The organism is Aeromonas sp. DNP9, assembly GCF_001728955.1.
In the GTDB taxonomy this organism is placed as follows: domain Bacteria; phylum Pseudomonadota; class Gammaproteobacteria; order Enterobacterales; family Aeromonadaceae; genus Aeromonas; species Aeromonas veronii.
The window spans coordinates 25,812-39,319 of sequence record NZ_LYSQ01000026.1 but is presented as its reverse complement, the minus strand read 5'-3'; the positions used below and the strand labels follow the sequence as shown (position 1 = coordinate 39,319).

At 46.5% G+C, this 13,508-nt stretch carries 11 protein-coding genes and 1 pseudogene; 5 read left to right on the top strand and 7 right to left on the bottom strand.

Annotated elements, in window-relative coordinates; all coding sequences use genetic code 11:
* Positions 1-43 precede the first annotated feature (43 nt).
* Positions 44-1,471 carry a 30S ribosomal protein S12 methylthiotransferase RimO gene (rimO, locus tag A9G06_RS17390; RefSeq protein WP_253182346.1) on the bottom strand — a complete coding sequence of 476 codons (1,428 nt, stop codon included), beginning with the start codon at positions 1,469-1,471 and terminating at the stop codon, positions 44-46.
* A gap of 1,473 nt (positions 1,472-2,944) precedes the next feature.
* Here rimO and A9G06_RS21650 point away from each other — a divergent pair.
* From A9G06_RS21650 to A9G06_RS17375, 3 genes are all read left to right on the top strand, one after another.
* Positions 2,945-4,765, top strand: a complete 1,821-nt coding sequence (locus A9G06_RS21650; RefSeq protein ID WP_083243820.1) for a recombinase family protein — start codon at positions 2,945-2,947, stop codon at positions 4,763-4,765.
* Between the two features lie 462 nt (positions 4,766-5,227).
* Positions 5,228-6,367 (top strand): Fic family protein, encoded by a 1,140-nt coding sequence (locus A9G06_RS17380; protein WP_069556045.1) that lies wholly within the window; start codon positions 5,228-5,230, stop codon positions 6,365-6,367.
* A 301-nt stretch (positions 6,368-6,668) separates the two neighbouring features.
* Positions 6,669-7,019, top strand: coding sequence for an NIPSNAP family protein (locus tag A9G06_RS17375; RefSeq protein WP_069556014.1), 351 nt, complete (start codon positions 6,669-6,671; stop codon positions 7,017-7,019).
* A gap of 105 nt (positions 7,020-7,124) precedes the next feature.
* Here A9G06_RS17375 and A9G06_RS21640 read toward each other — a convergent pair whose 3' ends face one another.
* The 3 genes from A9G06_RS21640 to A9G06_RS17365 all read right to left on the bottom strand — a co-directional run bounded on the left by A9G06_RS21640 (position 7,125) and on the right by A9G06_RS17365 (position 8,508).
* Positions 7,125-7,385 (bottom strand): hypothetical protein, encoded by a 261-nt coding sequence (locus tag A9G06_RS21640; RefSeq protein ID WP_083243818.1) that lies wholly within the window; start codon positions 7,383-7,385, stop codon positions 7,125-7,127.
* Between the two features lie 61 nt (positions 7,386-7,446).
* Positions 7,447-7,854, bottom strand: a complete 408-nt coding sequence (locus tag A9G06_RS17370; protein ID WP_069556013.1) for an H-NS family nucleoid-associated regulatory protein — start codon at positions 7,852-7,854, stop codon at positions 7,447-7,449.
* A gap of 354 nt (positions 7,855-8,208) precedes the next feature.
* A complete protein-coding gene (locus A9G06_RS17365) occupies positions 8,209-8,508 on the bottom strand; it encodes a hypothetical protein (RefSeq protein WP_069556012.1) in 300 nt (99 codons plus the stop codon).
* Positions 8,509-8,995: 487 nt separating this feature from the next.
* Between A9G06_RS17365 and A9G06_RS17360 the strand changes: the two genes are divergently transcribed.
* Positions 8,996-9,478, top strand: a complete 483-nt coding sequence (locus A9G06_RS17360) for an antitoxin Xre/MbcA/ParS toxin-binding domain-containing protein (RefSeq protein WP_322112606.1) — start codon at positions 8,996-8,998, stop codon at positions 9,476-9,478.
* Positions 9,479-9,850: 372 nt separating this feature from the next.
* On the opposite strand, the gene A9G06_RS17355 is transcribed toward A9G06_RS17360, so the two are convergent.
* Both A9G06_RS17355 and A9G06_RS17350 read right to left on the bottom strand, forming a co-directional pair.
* Positions 9,851-11,416: a sensor domain-containing diguanylate cyclase gene (locus A9G06_RS17355; RefSeq protein WP_069556011.1), complete on the bottom strand. Its 1,566-nt coding sequence runs from the start codon at positions 11,414-11,416 to the stop codon at positions 9,851-9,853.
* A gap of 224 nt (positions 11,417-11,640) precedes the next feature.
* Positions 11,641-12,063 carry a hypothetical protein gene (locus A9G06_RS17350; protein ID WP_069556010.1) on the bottom strand — a complete coding sequence of 141 codons (423 nt, stop codon included), beginning with the start codon at positions 12,061-12,063 and terminating at the stop codon, positions 11,641-11,643.
* A gap of 168 nt (positions 12,064-12,231) precedes the next feature.
* On the opposite strand from A9G06_RS17350, the pseudogene A9G06_RS21635 reads away from it, so the two are divergent.
* Positions 12,232-12,402, top strand: a pseudogene (locus A9G06_RS21635) (GGDEF domain-containing protein); the annotation flags it as partial.
* Between the two features lie 70 nt (positions 12,403-12,472).
* Here A9G06_RS21635 and A9G06_RS17345 read toward each other — a convergent pair.
* Positions 12,473-13,453, bottom strand: coding sequence for a bile acid:sodium symporter (locus A9G06_RS17345; RefSeq protein ID WP_069529893.1), 981 nt, complete (start codon positions 13,451-13,453; stop codon positions 12,473-12,475).
* Positions 13,454-13,508 lie beyond the last annotated feature (55 nt).

The following is a 13,508-nucleotide window of genomic DNA, read 5'->3' as shown; positions in this document are numbered from 1 at the left end:
AGCGCCCGCAGGCGCTTTTTTCATTTGGCAGGTAGTGCCTCAATTAGCTGATCAGGCTGGCCCACAGGTCATATTCGTCGGATTCGTCGATCCGTACCTTGACCATGTCCCCCGGCTTGAGGCCGGTTTCGCCGTTGAGGTAGACCAGACCATCGATCTCCGGTGCATCGGCGAAGGAGCGGCCAGTGGCACCCTCTTCGTCCACTTCGTCGATGATGACGGTCATCTCCTGACCCACTTTGCGGGCCAGCTGGCGGATGGAGACCTGCTGTTGCAGCTCCATAAAGCGCTGGAAGCGCTCTTCCTGAATCTCTTCCGGTACCGGATCCGGCAGCTCGTTGGCCAGCGCCCCTTCGACCGGGCTGTATTTGAAGCAGCCGACCCGATCCAGCTCCGCCTTGTCGATAAAGTCCAGCAGCATCTGGAAGTCTTCCTCGGTCTCGCCCGGGAAGCCGACGATAAAGGTGGAGCGCAGGGTGATCTGCGGGCAGATCTCGCGCCACTTCTGGATCCGCTCCAGGGTGCGCTCGACGGTACCCGGGCGCTTCATCAGTTTGAGGATGCGCGGGCTGGCGTGCTGCAGCGGGATGTCGAGGTAGGGCAGGATCTTGCCATCGCGCATCAGCGGGATGACGTCATCCACGTGCGGGTAGGGGTAGACGTAGTGCAGACGTACCCAGATATCGAGCTTGGCCAGCTCTTCGCACAGGGCGACCATGCTGGTCTTGACCGGCATGCCGTCGTAGAAACCAGTGCGGTGCTTCACATCGACGCCGTAGGCGGAGGTGTCCTGGGAGATCACCAGCAGCTCCTTCACGCCGGCCTCTTTCAGGCGCTTGGCTTCCGCCAGCACGTCGCCGATGGGGCGGCTCACCAGATCCCCGCGCATGGAGGGGATGATGCAGAAGGTGCAGCGGTGGTTGCACCCTTCGGAAATCTTCAGATAGGCGTAGTGGCGCGGGGTCAGCTTGACGCCGTGGGCCGGAACCAGACTGGTGAAGGGATTGTGCTGCGGCTTCTCCACATATTTGTGGACGTGACCCAGCACCTCTTCGTAGGCGTGGGGGCCGGTGATCTCGAGCACCTTGGGGTGGATCTCGCGGATCTGATTCTCTTTGGCGCCAAGGCAGCCGGTGACGATCACCTTACCGTTCTCGGCCAGCGCTTCGCCGATCGCTTCCAGCGACTCTTGCACCGCGCTGTCGATAAAGCCGCAGGTGTTGACGACGACCAGCTCGGCATCGTCATAGCTGGGCACCACATCGTACCCTTCGGTACGCAGCTGGGTCAGGATGCGTTCTGAATCGACCAGGTTTTTGGGGCATCCCAAGCTCACAAAACCAATCCTTGGGTGATGAGACCTAATAATGCTGGAAGTCGCTTGTTGGACAGGTTGGTTGTCCAATGGCTGAGCCTGCGTGGTTGCAGGCGTCAGGCTGTCTGAGCTGGGGTCAAAACGGTTGACAGTCATAGGGGGGTCGCTGGTCACTGATGCAAAAAAAGATGGCGGATTATACCTGATGAGCAGGAAAGAGGAAGAAGTGATGTGTGCATTTTTTAACCTTCGATATTAGATTTCAATGCGCGATATTTTGTGTATTTTCTTGAGAGGTGATGACGATGCGATCATCAACAACAGTGCCCTCGGTCACGAGTTCTGACTCGAATTCCTCATGCCAGTGTCTACAGCCGACAGCATGAGGGGGAGACCTACACTAAACAGTTAGGCTGTGCCGATTTGATTGCAACCTGCGTCATGGATCATCATCCTGCTGGTTGCCGCGAACTTCGCTGCCAGTACCAGGAGTTGCTCGTAAGCAGAGTAACTCTTGACTACACCGATAGGGGCACAGGTAATTGTCGATCTGATAGTCTGTATTGAGCATGGGGTTTGTCAATAAGTAATAAGTCGACGGGGGGATAGGTAAAAACCAGCATTGTTGGTTGTAATTTAGTCAAGGGAGGTGATTTTTAACTTTTTTTCACATCCCCCCACTTGAAAAATTCTAAAAATTGTCCATTTACTAATAATAAGAGAGGTAATAAAATTTTAGCGTTTCAACATTCCGCTGCTATGCAGCGAAGAGAAACCAGTTTTACTACCCCTCGCAGGATTTTTATTGAAGAGAAAATATGAAAGTCTCTCTTGTAAATTAAAGTTTATTATGCATGGGGCATGCAATAAGTACGCTTATCACTGACTTATCACTGACTTATCACTGACTTATCACTGACTTATCACTGACTTATCACTGACTTATCACTGACTTATCACTGACTTATCACTGATAAGCAGAAAGCAGAAATGTGCCGATCTTCCTTACTTGCCAGTTGGTCAAAGAAGTGACATTCAATATAATTAACTAATATGTTTACGTGGTCACGTTCTTCCTGCTTATTTTGACCAAACTCATCGGCTGACCATCATGTTCTCGGTGCCACACCATCACGGACTTTGGTCAAGTATCTTTTTATCATTGGAGTCTATCGTCATCTTCACCGAATATGCGCGACCTTCATTTCGCGCTTGAGCAGGCGTATCTTGAGAAAGAGCAAGACATCGCCCTGGTGGTGGTATTATTACGGCAGTATGACTGCGAGTCCTCGTTTCTCCTTGCTACTTCCTAGCCTGAAATATATAAGTGGAAATTAATAATAGAGAGTATGGATAGTTTATTTCTGATGAGGTGATTATTTTTTTGATGGGGGTTGATATCTAGTGTTTTTGGATATAACCTTCCATTTAAATGTTTGCTAGTGGTTATATACCGTGTATCGGCAATAGTGTTTATGTTCAGAAAATGAACGGCGCCAAGTGATTGTGTCGTAACTGGGCGTCTGGTCTAGACATGTCTACTTTAATTCAACTGTAGCGGTAGCGTACACGTATAGTTGTGTATCTAGCATATATAGCCTCGTCATAGAATAAATTTTTGGAGATGTTATGGATTTAAGGTCGTCTGCACCAACTCTATATCTGTATAGTCGTGTAAGTACGGATAAGCAGGCCGCCGGTAATAAAACTGGCGTGCAACGCCAGACTGAGGGGCAGTTGGTTGAGGCAACAAGGGCAAAATATAGTGGCATGCCTGTTGTTCATATGTCAGATAACGGAATGTCAGCCAGTAAAGGTGAAAATATCGAGCATGGATGTCTAGGTGATTTTATTGAACTATGCCGTTCAGGTCAAATTGCATCCGGTTCTGTATTGGCCATGGAGAATATAGACCGTTTCTCTCGCCTAGCGTTAACAAAAGCTAGTGAATATTTAACCAGTGTTCTTGCAGCTAATATTCTTGTTTATACATGGATTGATGGGGCGGTGTATCAAAGAGACAATCTTGTATCCGCGATTTTTTCACTAGTTAAACTTGAAAGCAGCAACGATTATACAAATAGACTTTCTGCCCGAGTTACTGGTGCTGCGCGTGTTGCTTTAAAACGCCATCAAAATGGTGAGCGCGATGCAGATGGTTATCCAGCTGCAATTAATGGTTTCGGTAAAAATAAATTTTGGGTTGATACGACAACTGGGTTTGTACGCCCTCATCCATATTATTTTCCTATAGTTAAAGAAATTATTATGATGATTCGAGAAGGGCGGGGACATATAACAATTAAGAAGCATTTAGATGAAAGCTATACCCCCCCTACAATAGCTCAAAATTCTAACAAAGAGGGGTGGGGAATAAATCTTATTAAAAAAATTATCAGTGATCGTGCAGTTTTAGGCGAGAAAATAATTCATATTGATGGACGCGAGCATCTGTTGGTAAATTATTATCCTGCTGCTTGCACTGAGGCTGAATTTGCACAAGCTAAGCGAGTGCGTAGTGAAAAAAAACAGTTTACTAGTAAGATGAAAAACGCTGCGGGTATTGTTACTGGAATGCGTATAGCCACTTGTGGGGACTGTGGCAGTTCACTACAGGTCTACCGTAGTAAGGCGGGAAAAAAAGATGAAAAGCTCCGTTATAAATGCAGCGGAAGGTCAGACACTTCGGTGAAAAGCTGCACAGCTGCAACATTTGATAATAGATATTTTGAGTATGCACTAATGTTGCTGATTGGCAGCGTGATACTTCAGCCTAAGAAAAACACAAATGAGAATAAAGTTGCTTCGATTAAAAATAAAATTGATTCGATAAGTTCAAAAATAGAAATCATGATTCAATCTGTGGGGACGACCACAGAGGGAGATATACATATTCTGTTGACTGAGCGACTAGACAAATTATCTAGGGAACGTAGAAAGTTAAATGAGGAATTGATCGTTGAGATTAATCATGCAGAAGATTCCATTAACCCAAATATATATATGCAGATACCATCCAACTTCATTGACTATAATCGGGCTGATATAAGAAACGAGGTCAGGGATATTATCTTTCAGACAGTAAAGTCCATAAAGGTGCATTCTGTTACCAGTTGTTTTTATATTCAGGTTGAGTTGTTTGGTGGAATTAATACTGATGGTATTGTTATTGACAATAAGTATATCGCCGATTTCGGTTTTGACATGCACCATCAGCAGGAGAGCGAAGAGGCATTCTTAGCTTACAACAAATTTGTCAACAATTTTGAGTGTATAGATAAAGATGGGAAGTTGATTAAAATGCTAGACTTAGTTAATGGTACTGATCTAAGGATTGCTGATGAACAATATCTCAATAAAAGGATAAATGTTTTAAAGGGAAAATCTTTAACTGAGGAAATGTGTGCAGCTATTGAAAAGTTTGAATATTGGGTTCCAAAAATCCAGTAATTAATGTGTCAGTTGGTTGAAAGAATTTTGACCATTGTCAATAGTTGATATGTCAACTTACTAAGTTATCCTGCTAAGACAAGCAATACCATATATTGACAACATGATGCGAGCCATCTGATATATGAATGAGCAGGTAAGATTACATTTTCTTGTGGCTAGCTCCATGCAGCGTAAGCTGCAAACTCATCAAAGCCCTCAGAAATGAATATGAGTACCCACCTGAGCGCTCATCACGAAACCTATTTTGATACCAACCGCCTACTGGTTGCTGTAGCGCCACACAGCAGCAATAAATCCAGTTTTTCGTCAGCTCCTGTCTGAGATTTTCAGCCTGTATCTCCATCCTCATTACCAGCTCTGCTGGTCTGCTGCATGTGTTATATTCGGCTCAAACATTGAGCCGAATGATGGGCTGGGTCGGCTCATTATTGAGACCCTAGCATGTTGGATGAGGAAATAATGGAACCATTGTGGATTTGGCAACAAGCAGATTGGCCCCATTTTCGTTGGCAGGATAGCGAGATATTGCCCAGATTACGGCTGGTGCAACGCAGGCAGGGCATTCTAATCGGTAGTCATTCCAGGTTGGGGAACCCAGACCAAACGTTGGACACGTTATTGGCTAACATCATCGCCTCGTCCGCTATCGAAGGCGAACGCCTCAATGCACAATCCGTGCGTTCCTCTCTGGATAGGCGGTTAGGAGGTTCACAAACTCAGTCCTATCCAGTATCGGAGCGCTCAGAGGGGCTCGCGGCCATGATGCTGGATGCCATCGACAATCATGAACAACCACTGAGTATAGAACGCCTTTACCAATGGCATCGTTGGCTGTTCCCCGTCAACGAATGGTCGGTGCAGCCAGTGAATGTAGGACAGTTGCGAGGAGATGAGCCGATGCAGGTTGTCTCTGGGCGTGTTGATCGCCCCATCGTGCATTTTGAGGCACCGCCCAGAGCAGCTCTGGACGATCAACTGGCTGCGTTCACCCTCTGGTTTAACCAGACTCGGCATGATCCCACGATAGATCCCCTTCTTCGTGCGGCGATTTGCCATCTCTGGTTTCTGACCCTGCACCCCGTTGATGATGGCAATGGGCGGCTCACGCGGGCATTGACCGATCTCGCGCTGTCACAGGCTGACTGCCACAGCATCCGGCTGTATGCCATGTCAGTTGCCATTCTAGAGCTGCGGGGTGACTACTATCGAGCGCTTGAGTCAGCGCAGAGGGGCTCGCTAGATATTACCTCCTGGATCTGTTGGTTCCTCGACACACTGGATTACTCCATAGAGCTGGCATTACATGTTATTGATCGTTCTCTCGCCAAGACATTTTTCTGGTTGCGGCACTGTAATGACGATCTGAGTCCAGAGCAAACCAAAGTGCTGAATCGTTTACTGGATGGCGGCGAACAGGGTTTTGAAAATGGCATCAGTGCCAGTCAATATCAAAAAGTCGCCAGAGTTAGTAAGCCCACGGCTACACGCCATCTTGCGCAACTGGTAAATAGGGGGTGCATTGAGAAATTACCTGGTGGCGGACGCAATACACGCTATCAGATCCGCTGGGGAGATATTGGCTTCACGATGGGAGTCTGAAAAGACTCTATCTGTTAAATTGTTTGGACTCTCCCTGCGGGAGTTGTTTTAATTTGGTGGATTAGAGCCTCTATTGACGAACTAATAAAGCGCATAAATTAAATTTTGATGCCATGATGAGTGCCGTCAGGCATATGAATGAGCAGATAAGATGGCATTCTCTTGGGTGTGGCCCCATGCAGCGCAAGCTGCGGTAATCCCCGCGATAAATCTAGTTACGGGCATCTCACCTTTTAATGTATTTTTGAGAAGCCTCATGTACAGTATCCGTATCTATTTAAGTTGATATGAAGGATCTTTAATGAGAACGGTCGAGTTTCTCCAGTACACTTTACAGCCAAGTACAGGTAATGAATTTCATCAGATCATGCGAAGTGTCAGCGTTCCTTTGCATCAGGCCGCAGGAATTGATGTAGTCACTTATGGTCAGTCGCAACATGATCCAGACAGCTATGTTTTGATTCGAGCCTTTGATAACCCTGAGCATAGGGAAAAATCTCTTGATGCCTTTTACCAAAGCGATATTTGGCGCAATGGCCCAAGAGAGGAAATTATTAGCAGCATTGCTGTTAGTGTTATGTCTGTTGTGTCGATGGAGTCAGCGACTATTGATGCTCTTCGTCAGACCAGCTACACCTCTATGTCTGTCTAGGAATAATGACACATTCTGTTAGATAGGTTCAGAAGCAATAGCTCGGATTGCTTCGTAAGATGCTGTCTGTATGAAACCATTTAATCCATGTTGGATTATGAAAAATTAAATATTTACGCCATGATGCGTACCATCTGGCATATGAACAAATAAACTCAACCGACAGTCATGGCTCTCAACTAATCTTTTGAGTGATAACAAACTATCGAGAACATCGGGATCTATTGCAGGAACATCACCCGCCCCGATATTTGAAAGCAGTTTGGTCACAGCGATACAAACTCGCAGCTCTTCGGCATGCTCCTTGGCTCTCTGGACAACCTCGGGTGATTCGGATGAAATCATATCCTCCAATGTACTCCCCATACGGTGCTCCTACTACAGATAGAATTAAAGGCCCACGCCGAGCAGGCATGGGCTCTGCGCATTAGATCAAGAAGTCATCCAGTGCTTTTCCAGCCGCAACGGCTGCCGCGATAGCCTTGGGCATGCGACCTTGGCCAGTCCAGGTCTTCTCCTGACCATCCTCGGTGTAGCGATACTTTGCAGGACGAGGAGCTCGTTTTGCTTTGGCTGAACCGTCAGCTTTTGCCGGAGCCGCAGTACCAACCAGTTCGCTCGGATCGATGCCTGCCTGTTTCAACATTTCGGTAAACTCAGCCAGCTTTTGCAGGCGTTCAGCGGACTCGGCCTTGATTTTGTTTTCTTGTTGCTCACGCTCAGCAAAAACCTCATCAAATTTTTCTTTAACTTCGACCAGTTGCTCAAATGACAACTCACGCAATGCAGCTCGCAGACTACGGATATTCAACAAAATTTTCAAAAAATCGTTCATTTTTATCCTCATGTATCACATTTTTATATCAGTGAAATTATCTCTCAACCCCAGCATTAGCACCACTGTTTTCGGCACCAAGATGATTCGATAAAATAGCATAATTTAAAAATCGTGAGCTAAATTGCGTTTGGGGCTGCTTAGTGGTCTAGCTCCAATCTTCTACGAAACTGTGTAGCTAAAAAATTAATATAGGTGGTAGTGAGCGTTGAGACCACCTCACCAGATGAGCCGATGAACGATCTTGATCGGCTCACGAAATGAGCCGATTGGAGAATATCATTGGCTCACAGAATGAGTCGATGATAGGAAATAATTTCTCTCCACACAAACTAGGGTATGGGAGCATATCATTCATATTATTTCCCTATTAGAATAATCACGCCCAAATGTGTCTGGGTTTGCAGCCTCATAGTCATCGTCAAACATATGTTCCCCGCGATGCATCTCCCTCATTGTTGCGAGTATACCGAAAAAACACATTTCACACAGATGCACCAGATAACGCTCACCATCGTTACGGGAACCATAGCCAAAATTCGCCGATAACGAGCCGTATTGGTTGGTTCCAAAATTCGTTTTTGTACTACGACCACAGACATCACAGAGAATGTCAACGACCTGTTCTGTTGGCACAATTTCTTTTACGAGCATGCTACGCTCCTAATCTGATGAGAATAGGAGTTATCATACGCGCACTGACTATATATGGTGCAACCTGTTTTTGGTTACTTTTTGGTATCCATGCGAATAAGGGTTTTCACCTCAACAACAGTGGCTCCGATAGGAACACCCATCGAACTCAATAACTCGCCATTTTCAGTTCTGGTAACCTCGGGATCTCCCTTGTACCAACACCATTCTCGGCCAGTTTTTGTGTCGGCGGCCTCTAAGATGCCACAACGATAATCAAAATTGATGGTCACTGAATGTTCTCTCGGTTAGCTCGCTTGGTTATATCATAGTAAATATATGAGAATTCAGGTCTCATAAAGACCCCAGATAGAATTATGCCCCGAGATTCACAATAAATTTGATGCTGCCCGTGTGGGGCGCTTCAACCTCTGTCTCCAGTGCCTCATCCAACAAAGTCCTCAGACACATCGCCACCGCCGCACGGAACAGATAGGATGTGGTAATCATGTATTGCAAATTCAGGGGAGATACCACTATGTCCTATGCCAGCTATCATCCAGGTAAGGCTGAAGTCTCTGCTATGACGCTCTCTAGCTCTCTTGGCATACCGAGTGACCCGTTGGGGACACATTTATGGCTCGTGGCCGGAGTCGCACCGACCATGATTCATCAGTTGGCAGGAACGGTGAAGACAGACGTGGGTTCTATATGCCGCTTAGCAGGCATTAGCCGCCGCACTGTTGCTCGCAAGCTGAGGATTGGGGCTACCCTATCAATCTCTCAGGGGACTAGGGTATACGGCGTTGTGCAGGCTCTCGAAGCGGCACTATCCCTCAACAAGAAGGATACTGCCAAGGCGTTGTCATGGCTAAACAGACCAGCCTGGGGCCTCGGTGGCGTGGCTCCAGCCACATTGCTGAATACACCGATGGGGGTTCAGGCTGTTGTGAATTTGGTGGGACGGATTCAGCATGGGGTGTGCAACTAAATCGAGGTTTCTGATAGGCGAATCCCTACTGAATGCTTCAAAAACAACCAATCTCATCATTTTTTGAAATTTATTTCATTTACCCCACTTGAAAAATTCGGAAAACTGTCCATTTACTAATTATGAGAGCTTCAATCAAATTTAAGCAGCTCACCATTATTCCGCTGCTACGCAGCGAAGATAAACCAGTTTTGTACACCCACGGCTATTATTTCATCAACAAACACTCATAATTGAAGGTCATAACAATCTAATAACGAATTCTATCGAAGGAGATACCCTTACAATAACTGGTTAAATTAGTGCCTAAGGCACTGAATAGTAAAACTTAAATTTAATTTTTGCACATATATCAATCATACGGGATTCACGCTACATGGTGTCATGAACAGTGGTTATTGATATGCACTCGTAAATTCGATTCTTACCATCGCGTTTAGCATTGTAAACCTGAATGTCAGCTGCATTTATAAGCTCTTTTGCACTAATACCTTTTTTACTAACAGCAACCCCGCCACTGAGTGTTACTCGTAGGGCATCTTCACGCCAGTCCAGATGTTCAACTCCATGCCTTAGCGCCTCCAGCAAAGATATCGCTAAGTTACCTGAACCGACTTCAAATAATACTGCTAATTCTTCTCCACCATATCGACAGAACCAGCCATGTTCATAAAAAATTGAATTTCCAAGTTTCGCAACTCTTTTTAATACAGAGTCACCAGTTTGGTGTCCGAACGTATCGTTCACTTTTTTAAAGTCATCTAAATCCAACAGCGCTAAATAAAACGGCTCTTGCTTTTTTAACAGCTGAGCAAGCTTTATGTCAAAAAATCTACGATTGTATAAACCTGTCAGTTGGTCAACATTAGCCTGTAAGCGAGCTTCTGATAATTCATGTGTCGATTTTGCCACTTCATCATACACATGTGATAACTCAACCATTCTATTTTTGGGTGTTTTCAATGAGCTATTACGACTTGACCTAATAACACCATAAAGCTCATTGAGCATACGTTGAAAATAACGAGACCATGATAGCGCGAGCAATAGATAAAGGATGCAGGTTAGTGCGATGATCCCTTGAACATTAAGTGACACACTTTCAATTACACCTTGTAAGGTAGATTCTGGAACAACACTAACCAAGATCCAGTCTTGACCATCGACTTTGTTATATGCCACAAACATCCCAGATTCTTTATCATGGAATACGCCTTTGTCTTTTGTGAACTTCGAAAGCCAAGTCATATCTTTCATGGGCGTAAACATTAGCTCTTTATCAGGATGAACGAGCATCTTACCAGCCCCATTCACCAACATCTGATAACCAGCATCTTGCTTATAATTAAGCCACTTTGATATGGGTTGAAGTAATGTATCAATTGAAAAGACACCAACTAACTTCCCTGTCGGATCTTCAATTGTTTTAGCTAATGAGAGGGATAGCGTTCCGTAAATGTAGTCGTAATATGGTTCAGTCCAAACCATCTTGCCTTTATTATTAACGGCAAGTTGATACCATGGCCTTATGCGTGGGTTAAATTTTGAGTCAGGTTGCCATTCAGGATGAACAAGCAATTGTCGATGCTCTGTGCCAACATAGATGTATTGTAGCCCAGCAGTTTCCTGATAACGCCGCCAGTCCTTTAAGTATTCAGACTGATGTTTGATCTTGTTATCTATAAAGTCTTTATAATCAACATTGCGATAGATAAGCTCAAACTGTGTTGTGAGGGTATCAAGATATGGCTTAATCAAAACATTATGAAGTTGATCATTCTTGGATACTAACTGTTGCTGTAAATCACGTTGCAGAGTGACGGTCATATGATAGTAATAAATGGCCCCGAGAATTAATATGGGGACGAAAAGCAGAACTAACCCAAGACGCATGCGGGAAATCAATGACCATGTTTTCCACTGGGTTTTATCACTCATTACACCGACATCCTGTCTGAAAAGGTCTGAGGGGCTAACTATACTAGAAAGATTTGAATGAGCCCATGATTGTGATCACTCCCTTCAACCTGAACGCCCACCATTTAGGGCACACTCCTCGATGACGGCTTGCAACCTTGCATGCAATCAGAACGTTAAGGTTTGTCTACGATGAAGGCAATGACCGAAGAACGACAACCATAAGTGTATGAATCTGCTATTTTTTAATGGGATTGGTCGCACAACATCAAATCTATAGTCACAATAGCCAAAGCCCCGAACTCATCTACAGAAACACCTTCAGGTGCTGCGCTCAGGTCTAATCGCCTAGCATCACCAAACAACCTATTGGTGTGCGCTTCCAGAATCTCGTCCAGCTCTAAAGATGAGATCAGTTTTCTCCAGCTTGTGTGAGCCTTGAAATCCTCCACGACACAGTGTTGTAAACATAAACGCGGGATTTCGACCCACCTGCCGGAGTCAACGGTGGTGTGGATTTTGGCTTGAAAAATGACCCTGACCATTTCTGAGAAATCCTGATGCAGAAACTGGGAGTCTTCATGATATGAGGGAAGCAATTTAATGACAAATATGTTAACTGATGAGTGGCATGTTGCTAGGATGTCCAAATAAATGCCATGAGCCATTCGAACCCCTTTCTGTCGGGCGAGCAACTAAGACTGCTTCTGTCATCAAAGATGAGTTAGCTCGCAATCATGGGTCTATCTACTGTAATAGACTGTCAGTACATCAGGTCTAAAGACATGCTGTATTATGTTGGCAGCAGACCATGCCCATACAACAAGGAGATGTTGATGCAAAGCCCCGTAGTACCGGATAACGAACAGCTTCGCTTAGACGCATTGCGCCGTTTAGCGATACTTGATAGCCTCGCAGAGGAGCGTTTCGACCGGATTACCAGGATGGCTCGAAATATGTTTGATGTGCCCATTGCATTGGTTTCATTGGTGGATGAAAACAGACAGTGATTCAAGTTGGGGTCGTCTCAGAAAACGGAAAATAAAGCACATTAAGTCGGTTGCAGCGAGTGCATCTCTATCGGAAAAGATGGCGCGGCACCCACCACAGGTAGAACACCATGCCGAAGAGTTCGACCAGCGACTGTACCACGATGACAACCGCTGCGACCTCCCAACCAGCAGGCAAGGACAGGGCGAAGGGCAGCACGATGAAAGAGTTGCGGGTGCCCAGGCTGAAGGCCAACGTGCGTCCATGATCGTTCGGCAGTGCCATCCAACGGGCCAGCCCCTTGGCGATCAGTGCGGCCAGCAACAAGAAAACAACAAACAGCGGAACGACGACTGGCAACAGGCCCAGCGCATCCCACACCGCATTGACCTGCGCCCCGGCGATCATGAACACGACCAGAGCCAGCAAAGGCACAGGCCACCAGGCCAGCCGTTCACGTACATGGGCCCGTTCTGGTCGCGCTTCGATCCAGCGCTCTGACACCGCTGCTGCAATCAGCGGCAGGATCACCACCAGGAGCGCTGGCCAGACTTCGGCCAGGCCAATATCAGCGACCGCCCCGCTTCCCAACATGAGCCACAGGTAGAGCGGAAGCAGCAGGAGCTGCAACAGCAGGTTGATGGGCGTCACGGCGATGGCTCGGGGCACATTGCCGCCGCCGAGTTGGCTAAAGGTAATGAACCAGTCGGTGCAGGGCACCAACAAGACCAGCAGCACGCCAAGGCGTACAGCCTGATCAGGGGGTAAGCATTGAATCAGCGCCCAGGCCAGTGCGGGCAGCACGATGAAATTGCCGATCAGCATCGCGGCGACAAATCGATGGTCACGAAAGGCCTTGCGCAAATGCAGCAGCGGCACCTGCACAAAAGTGGCATACAGCAGTAGGACCAGCGCAGGCCATAGCAGCGCCTCGAAGGTCGGGGCGATACTGGGCCATGCGCTGCCGGCCAGCAAGCCGCCAAGGATGGCCGACAGGTAAATCCAGACCTGTCGGCGTTCAAGAACAAGACGATCCAAAGAAACGCTCCCTGTGGGTTTATTGAGCATGCTCGCACGCCATGTCAGTCTGAGGCATACCCTAACGCAACGTCAGGGAAGAGCC